Below are 16,897 nucleotides of genomic sequence, written 5' to 3'. Positions count from 1 at the left end.
CGAAGCTGGCGCTCAGGCCGCCGCGCGCCAGTCCGAGCGCGCGTTGAAGGGCGGGGTGTGGAACTCATCCCACAGGGCGTCCTCGTTGGTGTAGCGGCTGGTCGATGCGCTGATGACGTCCACCACCTGCTCCTCCTGGCGGTCCCAGATGACGGCCAGATCGCTCTCGGTTTCGCACGGCACGATCATGTAGCGGTCGGCGAAGGTCTTGCGGGCGGGCTTTTGAACCGTCGGGGTGCGGGCGAAGGCCATGTCGTGATCTCCTTGAAGCGATTGCCTCTTGCTGATGATGAGAGGATGCGACAGCATTGCGCCAGTTTCGGACGTATCGCTGTGGAGAAGTTTCTTGCGGCACGACAAGGCGGCCATGGTCATCGACCTGGCGCGGGGCATGGCGGCAAGCGCCGAGGGCCTGACGCTGAACGAGATGGCCGCTCAGCTGAGCGTCGGACGCCGCACGGCCGAACGGATGCGCGACGCCGTCCTGATGCTGTTCCCGCAGGTGGAGGAGGTGTCGGATCCGCCGACCAAGCGCTGGCGCATCCGGGGCGGGCTGTCGGCGTTTGAACAGGCGCCGACGGCGACCGAGATGCTGGAGCTGACCAAGGCGGCGGCCGCCCTGCGCGGCGCAGGCGAACCGGCGCGAGCGGCGGCGCTGGAAAGTCTGGAGCGCAAGGTCAAGGCGGCGATGCGCTCGACCACCCTGAACCGTATGGCGCCGGATCTGGAGGCCCTGGTCCGGGCCGAGACCATCGCTGTGCAGGCCGGGCCGCGTCCCAGCGCCGATGAAACGGTTCTGGCCGAGATTCGCGGGGCGGTGCTGGCCGAGCGGCCTTTGAACTTCATCTACGCCCGGCCGGGCGCCGAGGCGCGGACGCGCACCATGACGCCGTGCGGCCTGATGTTCGGGCGGGCCAACTATCTGGTGGCCGCGGATCGTGAGAGCGGGCGCATCCAGACCTTCCGCCTGGATCGGATGAGCGCGGTCGAGGCGGGCGAGGGCACGGCCCGGCCGCCCGAAGATTTCGATCTGGGCGCCTTCGCCAGCCAGTCTTTCGGCATCTATCAGGACGAGATCGAAGAGGTCGCCCTACGCATCGCGCCTGAAGGTGCGGACGAGGCGCGCGGCTGGCGCTGGCACCCGACCCAGACCATCGAGGATCAGGATGACGGTTCGGTCGTGGTCCGGTTCCGCGCCTCGGGCATGCGAGAACTGGCCTGGCATCTGTTCACCTGGGGCGAGCAGGCGACGATCGTGGGGCCGGATCGGCTGAAGGCGGTGATGGCCGAAGCGCTGGCGGCGGCGGGGCGCGCCCTCGAACGGGCGTAAAGCTGAGCAAACCGTAACATGACGGGCCGCGCTCGGCCCTTCTAAGCTGCGCCGTTCCTTGTGGGAGACTGCTCTTCGTGCGTTTGAACGTCCTGTCTGCAACCGCCCTGTCCGTAGTCGCCCTCCTGACCGCGTGCGCCGCCAGCCCGGCGCCCGGGCCCTGGAACATCGAGGCGGCGCCGCAGGTGACGGTGACGCGGGCCGACGGGCGGCTGACGGTCGATTACGTCTTCAATCGCGACGCTGTTGTCTGGGCCTTCATGGATTCGGCGCTGATCTCCGACGTGCGCGAGCCGTGGCGGCCGCGCCAGTGGACGGTCGAAACGCCCGGCGTGGTGATGGAGCGACGCGGCCACTACGACATCATCCGCAGCGCGACCGGCGGTCCCGTGCCGCGCCATGTCCGCTTCAGCGTGACGCCGAAGGCGGTTGAACTGGAGGCCGAATACAAGACGCTGGTCTTCTCGGATGGCGCCGTGGCCTTGCCTACGCGGCAGATGGATGTCTTCGCCCTGGGCTCGCCCGAGGCGGCGGCGGCGGTGCCGGCGGACCTGAACGGCGTCACCCTGGACGGTGGACCATCGCGCGTGACCTGGCGCGATCTGGACGGTCCCGTGCTGTTCAACGGCGAGCGCCACGCCGAACTGACGACGACGGGCGAGCGGTCCTATGTCCTGCTGGGCCAGGCCCGGGTGACGCCCGGCGAGGGCCTGACCACGGTCATGGATCCCAATCTGCCGCCCTGGATCGGCGAGAAGATCCGCGCTTTCGCCCCCCGCGTGGGGCAGTTTTATATGCAACGGCTGGGCCGGTCAGGCGCGGGCGGCGACGAGCCGGTGGTCATGGTCTCCTGGAATGGCCCGACCGAACGGATGACCAGCATGGGCGGCAGCGTCCTGCCCGGCCTGATCGTCATGTCGTTCGAGGGGACCGGCGTGACTCGTCCGACAGCCGAGATGGAGCGGGTATCCCGCTGGTTCATCGCCCACGAGAGCGCCCACTTCTGGCTGGGCCAGGCGGTGCGTTACGAGTTCGCTCGCGACGCCTGGATCACCGAGGGCGGGGCGGACCTGATGGCGGTGCGGGCGCTGGAGGCGCTGGACCCCGCCTATGACGACCGCCGGGCTTTGCAGGAAGAGGTCGACGACTGCGTCTCATTGAGCCAGGGGCGCGGCGTGGCCGAAGCGGGCGTGCGCGGCGAACACCGCGCCTATTACGCTTGCGGCGCCGTCTTCGCCATGACGGCCGAGGCGGCGCAGGCCAGGCGCGACGGCGGCGACTGGTTCAGCTTCCTGGCGACCTTGCTGGACGCCAACCGCCGGGACGGGGTGCTGACCCGCGCCGAATGGCTGGGCGCCCTGTCGCGCGCCTCGGGCGATCCGACACTGGCGACGGATATCGAGCGGATGCTGGATCAGGGTGCGGCCGACCCTGCCGCCGAGATCGCCAGCCTGTTCCGTCGTGCGGGCGTGCCGCATCGGGTCGAAGGCGGGCGCGTCATCCTGACGACCTGACGGGGCGAATTGATCAGGCTCAATGCGCGGAACGGCGGTTTGTGCGTTGATGGGACGTGTCCTGAAACAGGAGGCCGCCATGCCCTGGACCAGTCTGATCTTTTATGTCGATGACGAAGCCGACAACCCCGCCCGCCTGACAGAGGCCTGCGCCATGGCCAGCGCACATGGAGCGCGCCTGATCGGCGTGTCCGGTTGCGCGCCCGAGACCCCGGTCGCCGACGCCTATGGCGCGGGCATACTGCTCGGCGAGGTGATGGCGGCGCAACAGGCGCGTAATGAAACCACGCTGAAATCCGCCGAGCAGCGCTTTCGCGCCGCCGTCGAGGCGGCTGGGGTCGAAGGCGAATGGCGCGGCGATGTGGGCGATCCTACGACGCTGACGTTGCGACACCTGCGGGCGGCGGATGCGGCCCTTGTCGGGCGCGATGCGGGCGGGGTCAGCGCGTGGCGCGCGCCGCATCCGGCAGACCTGGCCATGCGAGCCGGCCGGCCGGTCGTGGTGCTGCCGCCCAATCCGATCCGGACGATGGTGGATGCTCCGGCGCTGCTGGCCTGGACCGACACGCGCGAAAGCCGTCTCGCGGCGCTGGCGGCTCTGCCTCTGCTGAAGCGCGCTGAAAGCGTGCGGGTGGTCGAGCTATGCGATCCCGAAGATGTCGACGGGGCGCGGGTCAGAACGCAGGACGTCGTCCGGTGGTTGGCGGGACACGGGATCGCCGCCGAGCCCGACGCCCGCGCCCATGATGATCGCTCGGGCGGGCGCCGCCTGATCGATTGCGCCGAAGAGACGGGGGCGGGGCTGATCGTCGCCGGGGCCTGGGGTCATGCGCGGATGCGGCAATGGATCTTCGGCGGAGTGACGCAGACGTTGCTGACCGAGGCGCCCGTGGCGCTGCTGCTGGCGCACTGACCGGCCGCTCCTAGCGGGGGCGGCCAGACTAGGCGAAGGGGTAGGGACTGACCGACTTTGACCAGTCGTCGACCGTCAGCGCTCTCCCGACCGGCGGCGCCGCGCGTTCGGCGCAGGGGTGGCGCTCACACAGGCGGCAGGCGGGGCCGATGGGCGTGACCTCGGGCTTTAGCAGGTCCAGACCGCGCGCATAGATCAGGCGGTGGGCGTGACGCAGTTCGCAGCCCAGGCCGATGGCGAGGTCGTGCCCCTCGGTGAAGGCGTCCTGGCCTTGACGATCGACGGTGCGGGCCAGGGTGAACCAGCGGCCCCCATCCGGCGTCTCGATGATCTGGGTGACGATGCGGCCCGGCGTGCGGAAAGCCGAGTGCAGCCGCCAACGCGGGCAGGCGCCGCCGAAACGCGAGAAGGGAAAGGCGCCGGACGCATAGCGTTTCGACACATTGCCCGCCTGGTCCACCCGCATCAGGAAGAAGGGCACGCCGCGCGCCGTCGGCCGCGACAGGGTGGTCAGCCGGTGCGCCGCCTGTTCAAAGCCGACGCCGAAGCGGGCTTGCAGCCGTGCCAGATCGTAGCCGGTCTCCTCCGCCGCGCGCTGGAAGGCGGCGTAGGGCATCAGCACGGCGGCGGCCAGGGTGTTGGTCATCGACGCCTTCAGCAGATTGCGCGTCGGGGCGTCGGGCGCGTTCGCTGCCTCGGTCAGGGCCTGAAGCTCCGTCCCATGCTCCATCAGGACCAGTTGATTGGCGACGGCGAAGGCGCGCGAGGAGGGGCCGAGCGCATCGGACAGCAGCAGCCGCCCCCGGTGCGGGTCGAAGCGGCGGGTCCATTCGACCATGACCTCGGCGGGCAGGGTGCGGACCGTCAGGCCGTGGCGCGAGAACAGACGTGCGCGGGCCAGGGCCTCGAAACTGTCGTCGGGGCCGGGGGCTTCGGCGCGCAGGGCGTCGTGCAGGGCTTCGCCCAGCGCGTCGAGGTCCGGGAAGTGGTTGTGACGGGCCTGAACGTATTCGCGCACCCATTCTGAGGGGCTGTCCGTCGGGGCCGCGCCGCCGCCCGCCTCGACCTCGGCCCGGTCGCGCACGCGGCGGTCGGTGAAGGCGCAGTAGAGGCGCAGCACGGCGTCAGCGGCGGCGGGCTGATCCTCGGCGAGTTGCATGATCTCGTGGCGCGGCACGGCCAGACCTTGAAAAAGAGGGTCGGCGAAGACCTCGGACAGTTCCGCCTCGGACGCCGGGCCGCCGGACTGGCCGAGATTGCGCAGATCGACGTCATAGGTTTCGGCCAGACGCAGCAGCAGCTGGGCCGAGACGGGGCGCTGGTTGCGCTCGATATGGTTCAGGTAGGAGGGCGAGACGCCCAGGTCCGCCGCCATCGCCGTCTGCGACAGGTCAAGCTCGCGCCGAAGCCGCTTGAGGCGGCCGCCCAGGAACAGTTTGCGATCAGCAGCGGCGCTCATGGTGCGATCATGTCACATCATGACTTCATGGCAAGTGTCATGATGTGACAGTTTGACTTCTTAGGAGCAGCCGCTGCTGTGTCAATCATGACGCGAGCGTGTTCAGGTCTCCGAGACGGCGGCTCCGGCCGCGCCTTTATCGAGACCGAGAGACATGACGACCTTCGCCGATCTGGTTCCTTCGCCCGCCGGCCGTTTCGATGGCATTGAGCGCCCCTATTCGCCAGAAGATGTCCTGCGCCTGCGCGGTTCAGTGCCGGTCACCCACACCCTGGCCGAGCGCGGCGCCAACCGCCTGTGGGAGCTGCTGCATTCGGAGCCCTACATCAACGCCCTGGGCGCCGTGACCGGCAATCAGGCGATGCAGATGGTCCGGGCGGGCCTGAAGGCCATCTATCTGTCGGGCTGGCAGGTCGCGGCCGACGCCAACACGGCCAGCGCCATGTACCCGGACCAGTCGCTGTATCCGGCCAACGCCGCGCCGGAACTGTGCCGCCGCATCAACCGCACCCTGCAGCGCGCCGACCAGATCGAGCACGCCGAAGGCGGGGCCAAGCGCGATTGGTTCGCCCCCATCGTCGCCGACGCCGAGGCCGGTTTCGGCGGGCCGCTGAACAGCTTCGAGATCATGAAGGCCTTCATCGAGGCGGGCGCTGCGGGCGTCCACTTCGAGGACCAACTGGCCAGCGAGAAGAAGTGCGGCCACCTGGGCGGCAAGGTGCTGATCCCGACCCAGGCGCATGAGCGCAACCTGATCGCGGCGCGTCTGGCGGCCGACGTCTGCGGTACGCCGACCCTGACGGTGGCGCGCACCGATGCGGAATCGGCCCAACTGATCACCTCGGACATCGACGAGCGGGATCACCCCTTCATCGACCGCGAGAACCGCACGCCGGAGGGCTTCTATCGTCTGAAGCCGGGCACGGGTCTGGACCACTGCATCGCGCGCGGCCTGTCCTATGCCAAATACGCTGACCTGCTGTGGTGGGAGACCTCGCACCCCGATCTGGACGACGCCAAGAAGTTCGCCGAGGCGATCCAGAAGGCGCATCCGGGCAAGCTGATGGCCTACAACTGCTCGCCCTCGTTCAACTGGGAAGCCAAGCTGGACAAGGAGACCATCGCCAAGTTCCAGCGCGAGCTGGGGGCCATGGGCTACAAGTTCCAGTTCGTGACGCTGGCGGGCTTCCACAGCCTGAACAACGGCATGTTCGAGCTGGCCAGCGGCTATCGCGATCGCGGCATGGCGGCCTACTCCGAGCTGCAGCAGCGCGAGTTCGCCAATGAGGCGACCGGCTACACCGCCACCCGCCACCAGCGCGAGGTCGGCACCGGCTATTTCGACGACGTGGCCACGGTCATCTCTTCGGGCCAGTCCTCGACCACGGCCCTGAAGGACTCGACCGAGACCGCACAGTTCCACGCCGCCTGAGTCCCCACGCTTCACACGAAAGGAAACCTCATGGAACCGCTGAGCAGACCACAGGCCATTATCGACTTCTGTCTGGCGCCGCTGGGGCTCGACGGATCGGGCGAGGGCGAACGTGAGGCGCGCCGCCGTCTGGAGCACGTCATCAAGACGTTCCAGTCAAAGGCCAACCGGCCGCTGAGCGTGGACTTCTCGTCCATGCCCAGTCAGGTCATCAATGAAGCGGCGCATGGCTACGAATAGGCGCTGTCGCCATTGAATGAAGACGATCTCAGGCCGCGGCTTCCGCGGCCTGAGGCGTTTGCGCGGTCAGTTCAGCGACAATGGCCAGCAGGGCCTCGACGCTGAACGGCTTGGCCATATGCCGGTCAGCGCCGGCGACCAGGGCCTGGTCCAGGTGCTCGGCTAGAGCGTTGGCGGTCAGCATGACGACAGGGGTCGGCGGAAGGCCAAGCACCGCCTCATGCAGACGGATTTCGCGCACAGCGGTCAAGCCGTCCATGACCGGCATCTGCATGTCCATGAGCACCAGGTCGAAGGCCTGGGCGCGATAGGCCGCCACAGCCTCGGCGCCGTTCTCGACCGAGACCAGATCGAACAGGGATGGATCGAGGATCAGTTCCACCACCCTGCGGTTGGTGGGGTGATCGTCGGCGGCGAGGATGCGCAGGCGGCGCGGCGCCAGCTCCGGCCCCGCCCGCTCAACCGGCAGCGTCAAGGCGGCCGGCGAAGCGGCTTGGGGGGCGGCGGCCTTTCGCCAGGGCAGGGTCAGGATGAAGGCGGCGCCCGCGCCCGGCTCGCTCTCGCAGTCCAGGTCGCCGTCCATCATGGCCGCCAGATCGCGCGAAATCGCCAGCCCCAGGCCCGACCCGCCGTAATGGCGGGTGATGTCGCCGTCGGCCTGTTCGAAGCGGTTGAACAAGCGGTCGCGGGTCGGCCCGTCGAAGCCGATGCCCGTATCCTGCACGACGAAGCGCAGGGTCTCGGGCGCGTGGGCCGGCGTGGCGTCGACGGTCAGGCTGACAAAGCCGGAAGTCGTGAACTTGACCGCGTTGGAGACCAGATTGGTTAGCACCTGCTTCAGGCGTACGGGGTCTCCCGCAACCCAGGCGCGCGCTTCGGGCGCAACCTCGACAATGAACTGCAGGCCCTTGTCGCGCGCGGCGGCGGCGTAGAGCAGGGCGGCTTCCTCCACGACACGGGCCAGATCGAAGACTTCCTCCTTCAGGTCCAGCCGCCCCGATTCGATGCGGGCCAGATCCAGAATGTCGCTGAGCAGGGTCTGGAGAGTGCGGCTGGACGCCTGAATCAGGTCCAGCATCTCATGCTGACTGGCGTCGAGGTTGGTGCGCGCCAGGGCCTGCGCGACGCCGATGACGCCGTTCAGGGGGGTGCGGATCTCGTGGCTCATATTGGCCAGGAAGCGGCTTTTGGCGCGATTGGCGGTTTCGGCGGCGTCGCGGGCCTCGGCCAGAACGTCGGCGCTGCGCACCATGTCTGTAATGTCGGAGCAGACCGTGACCATACCTCCGCCGCTGGTGCGACGGTCTTGCAGGCGCAGCCAGCGAGAGCCGACCTGCAGTTCTCGCGGACCCTGCGGATTGCGACGCTCGGCTAGGCGCTCGGCGGCCCAATCGCGTTCGCGCCCGACGGCGTCGGGATAGACGCCAGCTTTCAGGCCGATAGTGACGACGTCCTCGAAGGACATTCCGACCTTCAGCGCTCCGGCGAGGTGCGGACTGATGTCAAGGAAGCGCTGGTTCCAGATCTGCAACTGGTCGTCGGCGTCGTAGACGCCCAGGCCGTCCGGCATGGCGTGAATCGCCTCGAGCACCTGGCCCAGGACGCTGCGGCGCGACCACCAGATCATTCCGGTCAGGAAGGCCGCGATCAGCAGCGTCAGGCCGACGCCGATCATGGCCCACAAGCCGATCAGCCGAGCTGACGCGGCCGCTTCCGGCATGAGGACGCCGGGCGAGAGCGTGACCGTACCGGCGCTCATGCCGACAAAATGCAACCAGCAGACGCCCAGCGCGCCGATCACGGTCGCGGCCGCCAGCGCACGCCAGTCTCGCCATGCGGGCATGAAGGCTGCTGAGGCGAAGATGGCGACGCCGCCGGCGACGGCGACGATCGCCAGCGGCAGGTTCCAGAGGATCACCGCTCCGGACAGGCGCACGGCGTCCATGCCGACGAAATGCATGGCCGCGACCCCGAAGCCCGCCGTCACGGCCGGCAAAAGGCCTGCAGGCGCCCTTCGTCCAAGAGTGACGATCGATCTGCGTCGCGGGTCCAGGGCGGCGAAGCCCAGGCTGAGGCTGGCGCCCAGACTCAGGATGATGACAGCCAGGGACAGCAGGGTCTGGGCGGGATCGTAACGCATCGGCGCCCCGGCGTCGTAGGCCTGCATGGCGATAAAGTGGGTGCTCCAGACCCCCAGCCCGCCCACCAGAGCCGCCGCCGCCGTATAGGGCGGGCGCGAGCGCCGGGTCACGCGCCGGGCCTGGTCGGTCAAGACGAAGGCGGTGGCCAGGCTGAACAGGCATACGAGGACCGCGACGATAAGCAGGCGCCAGTCGTGATCATTGACGAGACAACTGATGACGGTCCTCATGAGTGGTGTCTCGCTTGCTCCGAAAACTGTTGAAAAATCCGCCGCAAATCCGTGAACAAACGTCGCTAGAGCTGTCCGGGCGCGTACGACTCGTCGCACTGACTGCAACCGTAACGTCGGTCTGCTAAAGAATGAGATAACATCGATTCCTATGCCTTATGAGCATCCGCCCTCACCCGTAGCCCCTACGGCGACCTCCCGACTATGGACCGCCGGCGCCAGCGGCGTGGCGGTCGTGGTCATGGCCGTGCTGGCCGTGATGAAGCCTGAGCTGGCAGGGTGGCTGGCGGCGGGCGCGGCGGCGGTGATCCTGGCGACCTGGTTGGTCAACCGCACGCCCCCGACGCCGGTGGATATTTCCGATCTGGACGGCGGCGTCGTGGATCTGGGGCCGGATGCGGCGCTGCTGGGCGATGTGTTCGAGGCGCTGGACGACCCTCTGTTCATCATCAGCGGCGGCGAAGCGGACGATATCGCCGGACGCCGCATCGCCCTGGCCAACGCGGCCGCGCGCGACCTGTTTCGACTGGGCGGGACCGGCGCGGGGCTGCTGGTGTCGGTGATCCGGGAGCCGCGGGTTCTGGAAGCGGTGGACGAGGCCCTGTTCGATGGCGTTCCTGCCGCTGTGGATTACCTCGGCGGCGGCGCCCAGGAGCGGCACTGGCGCGCCATGATCCGGCCGTTGCCGGCGCGCCAGGCGCACGACTGGGGCGGCGGGGCCCTGGCTCTGCTGGCGCTGCGCGACGAGACCGACGTGCGGCGCATGGAGAAGATGCGGGTCGACTTCCTGGCCAACGCCAGCCACGAACTGCGGACCCCTCTGGCGTCGCTGTCCGGCTTCATCGAGACGCTGAAAGGCCACGCCAAGGACGACCCCAAGGCGCGCGACAAGTTCCTGGACATCATGGCCGTGCAGGCGGACCGGATGCGGCGGTTGGTGGCCGATCTGCTGTCGCTCAGCCGGATCGAGCTGAACGAACACATCGCGCCCTTGGGCCGGGTCAACCTGGCGCGGGCGACGGCGGACGTGGTCGATGCTGTCAGCGTCATCTCGCGCGAGCGTCAGGTGACGATCCAGGCGGACCTGCCGCACGGAGGCGCGGCCGTGATCGGCGACCGGGACGAGATCGCCCAGGTGGTCCAGAACCTGATCGACAACGCCCTGAAATATTCCAGCGCGGGCGGCGCCATCGAGGTCGGCATCGAGATCGATCGCACTTTGGACGAAGCCATGGCGGCCCGGATGGCCGACGGCAACCGCCTGTCCCTGGCGACCCCCGACCGTGAAGCCGGCCAGCGCTACGCCGTCGTCACGGTGCAAGACCACGGACCAGGCATGGCGCGCGAGCACCTGCCGCGACTGACCGAGCGCTTCTATCGCGTCGAGGGTCAGAAGAGCGGTGATCGCCAGGGCACGGGACTGGGGCTGGCGATCGTCCGGCACATCATTATCCGTCACAGAGGCGGGCTGTCGGTGGACAGCGCGCCGGGACAAGGCGCGATTTTCGCGGCCTGTTTCCCGCTGGCTCCGACATCCGAAGGGTGATGGAAGCGAAGAAAATCCGGACGTTTGCGGATCGACCGTCACGCGACTGCGACATGACGGACGTGCGCCGTAACATAACTGTCATCCAGTCGTCTTAATCCGCTGACGTAACGCGGGCAGTTTCCCGGCCGAAACGCACTGGCCCCCGGCGCGTTTGCTGATTCCTGCGCTGATCGGACCGGATGATCTGGATTTTCCTGCTGCTGCTGATCGCCTTTGTCGTCCTGGCCTATGTGGCGGGGCGAGCCTTGGCCGTGCGTCGAAGCCAAGGCGCGAAGTCGCATTCGCGGCCTAGCCAACACGGGCTTTACGCCCTGATCTGGGTGGGGGCGCCGGCGTTGGCGATGCTGATCGCCGCCTCGCTCTTCTCGACCTCCATCGAACAACAGATGATGCGGGCCGGTGCGCCGGACAGCGTGGCCCAGCTTGAGCCCTTCCGCCGCGAGGCCTTCTTCGCCGACGCTCGTCTGGTCGGAGCCGGGCAGGAGGCGCGCCAGATCTGGCCGGCCCCCTACGCCGAGGAGCTGCCGGCCGAGGGCCGCCGCGCCCACCGCATCGCCTCGACCCTGAGCTGGGGCGGGGGCGTCGCCGCCCTGATCGCCGCCGTGCTGGGCGGGCTGTTTGTCTTGACCCGCATCCGCCCGGACCTGCGCGCGCGCAACAAGGTCGAGGGATGGATCACCGGCGTTCTGTTCGCCTGTTCGGTGGTGGCCGTGTTGACCACCCTGGGCATCATCTTCTCCTTGGTGATCGACTCCTTGCGCTTCTTCAGCATGGTCCCGATCACCGAGTTCCTGTTCGGGACCAAGTGGAGCCCGCAGATCGCCATCCGCGCCGACCAGGTCGGGTCGTCGGGCGCCTTCGGGGCCGTGCCTCTGTTCGCCGGCACCTTCCTAATCATGCTGATCGCCATGGCCGTGGCCGCGCCGATCGGCCTGTTCTCGGCCGTCTATCTGTCGGAATATTCGGGCCGGAAGACCCGCGCCATGGTCAAGCCGGCGCTGGAAGTCCTGGCCGGGGTGCCGACCGTGGTCTACGGCTTCTTCGCCGCTCTGACGGTGGGGCCGGCGCTGCGCGTCTTCTTCAACGGCATCGGCGACATGCTGGTCGGCGGACCGCTGAACGGCCTCGGCGTCTACCTGTCGCTGGTCCAGAACCAGATGGCCCTTGTGGCGGGCGCGGTCATGGGGATCATGCTGATCCCCTTCGTCAGCTCGCTGTCGGATGATATCCTCAACGCCGTGCCGCAGTCGCTGCGCGACGGGTCCTACGCCATGGGCGCGACCAAGTCCGAGACGGTCAAGAAGGTGCTGCTGCCCGCCGCCCTGCCGGGCATCGCCGGCGCCCTGCTGCTGGCCGTGTCGCGCGCCATCGGCGAGACCATGATCGTGACAATGGCCGCCGGCCTGGCCGCCAATCTGACCCTGAACCCGCTGGAGACGGTCACCACCGTCACCGTCCAGATCGTCACCCTGCTGACCGGCGACCAGGAGTTCAACAGTCCCAAGACGCTGGCCGCCTTCGGCCTGGGGCTGACGCTGTTCGTCGTCACCCTGCTGCTGAACATCGTCGCCATGCGTATCGTGCAAGCCTACCGGGAACAGTATGACTGACGCGGCTTCCCCCCTGACCGGCGTCAGCCCGCGCACCCAGCGCCTGAAGGCCCGCCTGCGCGCCCGCTATGCGCGCGAGACCCGCTTCCGCTGGTACGGCCGTGCGGCCATCGGCGTGGCGCTGGCCTTCTTGGTGATCCTGCTCGGCAGCATCATCACCCAGGGCTACACCGCCTTCTACGCCCACACGGTGACCCTGCCGGTCTATATGGACCCGGCGCGGATCGACCGCTCGTATCCTCAGGGCGCCAATTTCGAGCAGATCGTCGCCGAGCAGCAGATCCGCCGACTGGGCGTCCAGGACGACGAACAGGGGACGCAGGCCTCGGCCATGAAGGGGCTGCTGTCCTCGGAGCTGAAGTTCCAGGCCGCCAAGATGATCGCGCGCCAGCCCAGCCTTCTGGGCCAGACCGTGCCGGTCGCCGCCCCGCTGTCCGACGACGCCGAGATGTATCTGAAGGGCAAGATTACCCGCGATCAGCCCGAGGACCAGCGCCGGGTCTCCAATCAACAGATGGACTGGCTGGACCAGATGAAGGCGTCGGGCGCGGTGCGCGCCCACTTCAACGCGGCCCTGTTCACCAAGGGGGACTCGACGCAGCCGGAGCTGGCCGGCCTGCTGGGCGCCGTGGTCGGCTCGGCCCTGATGCTGCTGGTGACGGCCCTGATCGCCATCCCGGTCGGCGTCGGCGCCGCCGTGTGGCTCGAGGAATATTCTCCGCGCAACCGCATCACGGCCATCATCGAGGTCAACATCAACAACCTGGCCGCGGTGCCGTCGATCGTCTACGGCCTGCTGGGTCTGGCGCTGTTCATCAACTTCCTGCACCTGCCGCGCGCCAGTCCGCTGGTCGGGGGTCTGGTGCTGGCGCTGATGGCCCTGCCGACCATCATCATCGCCACCCGCTCCTCGCTGAAGGCGGTGCCGCCCTCGATCCGCGAGGCGGCCCTGGCCATGGGCGCCAGCCGCACCCAGACGGTGTTCGGCCACGTCCTGCCGCTGGCCATGCCCGGCGTGATGACCGGCGCCATCATCTCCATGGCCCACGCCCTGGGCGAGACGGCGCCCCTGCTGCTGATCGGCATGATCAGCTTCGTTCCGGGCGTGCCGCACGCGATCGACGAGCCTGTCGGCGCCCTGCCGTCGCTGATCTACATTTGGGAGAACGCCTCCGAGCGCGCCTTCCACGAACGCACGGCGGCCGCCATCCTTGTCCTTCTCGCCTTCATGATCGTCATGAACGCCGCCGCAGTCCTGCTGCGCCGTCGTTTCGAACGCCGGTGGTAAATCCTATGAAGTCCCGCATCCTCCGCGCTCCCGAAGGCACGTCGAACGGCGGCGCCTCCGAGCCCGCCACCCTGACGACCGTTCCGACTGTCGGCGCCCACGCCTCGGCGCCGATGGGCCCGATCAAGATCGCCGCGCGCGACGTCAGCGTCTTCTATGGCGACAAGCAGGCCCTGTTCGACGTGTCGCTGGACATCCCGGACAAGACGGTGACCGCGCTGATCGGCCCGTCCGGTTGCGGCAAGTCCACCTTCCTGCGGACGATGAACCGCATGAACGACACCATCCCCGGCACCCGCGTGACCGGCCGGATCGAGATGGACGGCGGCGACATCAACGACCGCAAGATCGACCCGGTGCTGCTGCGCGCCCAGGTCGGCATGGTGTTCCAGAAGCCGAACCCGTTCCCCAAGTCGATCTACGAGAACGTGGCCTATGGGCCCAAGATCCACGGCCTGGCCTCGACCAAGGGCGAGATGGACGAGATCGTCCAGAAGTCGCTGAAGCGCGCCGGCCTGTGGGACGAAGTCGCCGACCGCCTGCATTCGCCGGGCACCGGCCTGTCGGGCGGCCAGCAGCAGCGTCTGGTCATCGCCCGCGCCATCGCGGTCGAGCCGGAAGTCATCCTGATGGACGAGCCGTGCTCGGCGCTGGACCCGATCGCCACGGCCAAGATCGAGGAGCTGATCGACGAACTGCGCGAGCGCTACTGCATCGTCATCGTCACCCACTCGATGGCGCAGGCGGCGCGCGTGTCGCAGCGCACGGCCTTCTTCCACATGGGCAAGCTGGTCGAGACCGGCGACACCGAAGAGATCTTCACCAACCCGCGCGAGCGGCGCACGCTCGACTACATCACCGGCCGCTTCGGCTGAGGACGCCACGATGAACCAGCATACGGTCAAGGCTTACGGCGACGAACTGAACCAACTGACGGCCGAGGTGGTCCGCATGGGCGGCCTGGCCGAGGCGCAGGTGGCGGACGCCATTGAATCCGTCGCCCGCCGCGACGTGGCGCTGGCCAAGGCGGTGGTCGAGCGCGACAGCCGCCTGGACGCCCTGCATCGCGATATCGAGAAGAAGGCGATCCGCCTGATCGCCCTGCGCCAGCCGGTCGCCAGCGACCTGCGCCGGACGCTGGGGGCGATGAAGCTGGCCTCGGACCTGGAGCGGACCGGCGACCTGGCCAAGAACATCGCCAAGCGGGCGCTGATCCTGGCCGAGGCCGAGCCGATGCAGCCGCTGACGCGCTCGATCGAGCGTATGGGCCGGCTGGTGTCGAACCGCCTGCGCGACGTGCTGGACGCCTATACGGCCTCGGAGATCGAGCGCGCCCTGTCGGTCTGGCAGACCGACGATGAGGTCGACGAGCACTACAACGCCCTGTTCCGCGAACTGCTCACCTACATGATGGGCGACGCGCGCACGATCACGGCCTGCACCCACCTGCTGTTCATGGCCAAGAACCTGGAGCGGATCGGCGACCACGCGACCAACATCGCCGAAACGGTCCACTATGAGATCACCGGCGAGGAGATGCTGGGCGAGCGGCCGAAGGCCGTGCCCGGTCCCGGCGAAGAGCCGACGCCGACCCCGCATCTCTCCGCGTCTCCCAACGCGGCGGAAGACTGATCCCCCTACATCGCTGACGACTTCGACGGACCGGAGGCCCTGACGTGCAACCCTATATCCTGGTGATGGAAGACGAGGACGCCCTGGCCACCCTGCTCCAGTACAATCTGGAGAAGGAAGGCTATGACGTGGCCGTCGCCGCCGACGGCGAGGAAGGGATGCTGCAGGTCGACGAACGCACGCCTGACCTGATTTTGCTGGACTGGATGCTGCCCAAGCTGTCGGGCATCGAGGTCTGCCGCCGCATCCGCGGCCGGGCCGAGACGCGTAACCTGCCGATCATCATGCTGACCGCGCGCGGCGAGGAGACGGACCGCGTGCGCGGCCTGGACACCGGCGCCGACGACTACATGACCAAGCCGTTCTCGATGTCGGAACTGACCGCGCGCATCCGCGCCGTGCTGCGCCGCATTCGGCCGGGTCTGGCCGACGACCGGGTCAACCACGCCGACATCATCATGGACCGCGTCGCTCACCGCGTCAGCCGCGCGGGCAAGGAGGTCCACCTGGGCCCGACCGAGTTCCGCCTGCTGGATCACTTCCTGAAGCATCCGGGCCGCGTGTTCAGCCGCGAGCAGCTTCTGGACGCGGTCTGGGGCTCGGACGTCTATGTCGAGGCGCGGACCGTCGACGTCCACGTCGGCCGTCTGCGCAAGGCGCTGAACGTCGAAGGCACGGTCAACCCGATCCGCACCGTGCGCTCGGCGGGCTATTCGCTGGATCTGAATAACTGACCTGACCCCTGCTCGGTTCGGGGAGCTTAACTTTTCTTCATCTGCATCCGCAGACCCCGCCGGCCGCATCTGAACGACAACGTCGCATCGGGGGAGGGAAGTCATGCCGGACGCTGTCATCGCCATGTTGGGCTGGGTGGGCGCGGTCGCGCTGGCGGGCGGGGCGGCCGCCGCCCTTTCGCGCGGCAAGGTGCGCTGGGGCTGGCTGTTCGCCGCCCTGCTGCTGATGGCGGTCTATGACGCCGTGCTGACGCGCGGCTACGGTCATATCCCTCTGGATTTCGGACCTTCGCGATGGAATTGGGAGGGCAAGACGCTGGCCGTCCTGCTGTCCTTGGCCGTCGCCAGCCTGCCGGTCGTCGGATGGCGGCGCAGCGGCCTGACCCTGCATCACGACCGGCAGGGGCTGAAGGGCGCGCTGATCCTGTCGGGCTTGCTGGTTCTGCTGTTCCTCGGGCTGGCGATCTGGATGCCGGGCGAAGGGTTCGACGTCGACAGCCTGGCGTTCCAACTGACCATGCCGGGGCTGGACGAGGAGATCTTCTATCGCGGCGTGCTGCTGCTGATGCTGAACGAGGCGTTCGGACGGCCGGTCCGGGTGCTCGGCGCGCACATGGGCTGGGGCGCGCTGCTGGCGTCCCTGGCGTTTGGTCTGACCCACGCCCTGGGCTACCGGGACGGCGGCTTCACCTTCGACTGGATTCCGATGGCGACGACAGGTCTGGCGGGCCTGCTGCTGGTCTGGCTGCGCGAAAAGACCGGCAGCGTGCTGCTGCCGGTCCTGCTGCACAACTACGGCAACGCCGTCTTCATGCTGGTCTGAGG

Annotated in this window: 15 protein-coding genes; 12 read left to right on the top strand and 3 right to left on the bottom strand. The window is 68.2% G+C overall.

The annotated features are described in order from the left end of the window. Positions 1-12: 12 nt before the first annotated feature. Positions 13-252 carry a hypothetical protein gene (locus H9656_RS06290; RefSeq protein WP_191743326.1) on the bottom strand — a complete coding sequence of 80 codons (240 nt, stop codon included), beginning with the start codon at positions 250-252 and terminating at the stop codon, positions 13-15. A 94-nt stretch (positions 253-346) separates the two neighbouring features. On the opposite strand from H9656_RS06290, the gene H9656_RS06285 reads away from it, so the two are divergent. From H9656_RS06285 to H9656_RS06275, 3 genes are all read left to right on the top strand, one after another. Continuing rightward, positions 347-1,330: a helix-turn-helix transcriptional regulator gene (locus tag H9656_RS06285; protein ID WP_404821543.1), complete on the top strand. Its 984-nt coding sequence runs from the start codon at positions 347-349 to the stop codon at positions 1,328-1,330. A gap of 77 nt (positions 1,331-1,407) precedes the next feature. Beyond that, on the top strand, positions 1,408-2,844 hold the full coding sequence (locus H9656_RS06280; RefSeq protein WP_191743325.1) for a gluzincin family metallopeptidase: 1,437 nt from the start codon (positions 1,408-1,410) through the stop codon (positions 2,842-2,844). A 79-nt stretch (positions 2,845-2,923) separates the two neighbouring features. Then, positions 2,924-3,757: a universal stress protein gene (locus H9656_RS06275; RefSeq protein ID WP_191743324.1), complete on the top strand. Its 834-nt coding sequence runs from the start codon at positions 2,924-2,926 to the stop codon at positions 3,755-3,757. 28 nt (positions 3,758-3,785) lie between these two features. Here H9656_RS06275 and H9656_RS06270 read toward each other — a convergent pair whose 3' ends face one another. Beyond that, complete coding sequence (locus H9656_RS06270) at positions 3,786-5,216, bottom strand: helix-turn-helix domain-containing protein (RefSeq protein ID WP_191743323.1); 1,431 nt, start codon at positions 5,214-5,216, stop codon at positions 3,786-3,788. Between the two features lie 154 nt (positions 5,217-5,370). On the opposite strand from H9656_RS06270, the gene aceA reads away from it, so the two are divergent. Continuing rightward, positions 5,371-6,648 carry an isocitrate lyase gene (gene aceA / locus H9656_RS06265; protein ID WP_191743322.1) on the top strand — a complete coding sequence of 426 codons (1,278 nt, stop codon included), beginning with the start codon at positions 5,371-5,373 and terminating at the stop codon, positions 6,646-6,648. A gap of 30 nt (positions 6,649-6,678) precedes the next feature. Beyond that, entirely contained in the window at positions 6,679-6,888 is a 210-nt protein-coding gene (locus H9656_RS06260; RefSeq protein ID WP_003168852.1) for a hypothetical protein, read from the top strand. Positions 6,889-6,916: 28 nt separating this feature from the next. Here the strand turns inward: H9656_RS06260 and H9656_RS06255 are convergent, their stop codons facing one another. After that, positions 6,917-9,259: an ATP-binding protein gene (locus H9656_RS06255; RefSeq protein ID WP_191743321.1), complete on the bottom strand. Its 2,343-nt coding sequence runs from the start codon at positions 9,257-9,259 to the stop codon at positions 6,917-6,919. A gap of 226 nt (positions 9,260-9,485) precedes the next feature. Between H9656_RS06255 and H9656_RS06250 the strand changes: the two genes are divergently transcribed. The 7 genes from H9656_RS06250 to H9656_RS06220 all read left to right on the top strand — a co-directional run bounded on the left by H9656_RS06250 (position 9,486) and on the right by H9656_RS06220 (position 16,895). Continuing rightward, a complete protein-coding gene (locus H9656_RS06250; protein WP_318240600.1) occupies positions 9,486-10,805 on the top strand; it encodes a sensor histidine kinase in 1,320 nt (439 codons plus the stop codon). A 182-nt stretch (positions 10,806-10,987) separates the two neighbouring features. Continuing rightward, on the top strand, positions 10,988-12,418 hold the full coding sequence (gene pstC / locus H9656_RS06245) for a phosphate ABC transporter permease subunit PstC (RefSeq protein WP_191743319.1): 1,431 nt from the start codon (positions 10,988-10,990) through the stop codon (positions 12,416-12,418). Next, positions 12,411-13,706 (top strand): phosphate ABC transporter permease PstA, encoded by a 1,296-nt coding sequence (pstA, locus tag H9656_RS06240; RefSeq protein WP_191743318.1) that lies wholly within the window; start codon positions 12,411-12,413, stop codon positions 13,704-13,706. The genes pstC and pstA overlap by 8 nt, the downstream gene beginning before the upstream one ends. 5 nt (positions 13,707-13,711) lie before the next feature. Further along, positions 13,712-14,581 (top strand): phosphate ABC transporter ATP-binding protein PstB, encoded by an 870-nt coding sequence (pstB, locus tag H9656_RS06235; RefSeq protein WP_191743317.1) that lies wholly within the window; start codon positions 13,712-13,714, stop codon positions 14,579-14,581. 10 nt (positions 14,582-14,591) lie between these two features. Continuing rightward, on the top strand, positions 14,592-15,338 hold the full coding sequence (gene phoU, locus H9656_RS06230; protein ID WP_191743316.1) for a phosphate signaling complex protein PhoU: 747 nt from the start codon (positions 14,592-14,594) through the stop codon (positions 15,336-15,338). A 44-nt stretch (positions 15,339-15,382) separates the two neighbouring features. Further along, complete coding sequence (gene phoB / locus H9656_RS06225; protein WP_191743315.1) at positions 15,383-16,072, top strand: phosphate regulon transcriptional regulator PhoB; 690 nt, start codon at positions 15,383-15,385, stop codon at positions 16,070-16,072. A gap of 103 nt (positions 16,073-16,175) precedes the next feature. Next, positions 16,176-16,895, top strand: coding sequence for a CPBP family intramembrane glutamic endopeptidase, BDIM_20840 family (locus H9656_RS06220; protein WP_191743314.1), 720 nt, complete (start codon positions 16,176-16,178; stop codon positions 16,893-16,895). The last annotated feature ends 2 nt before the right edge of the window (positions 16,896-16,897 follow it).

The organism is Brevundimonas guildfordensis (assembly GCF_014836405.1).
Taxonomy (GTDB): Bacteria; Pseudomonadota; Alphaproteobacteria; order Caulobacterales; family Caulobacteraceae; genus Brevundimonas; species Brevundimonas guildfordensis.
This window is presented reverse-complemented; position numbering and strand designations above follow the sequence as displayed.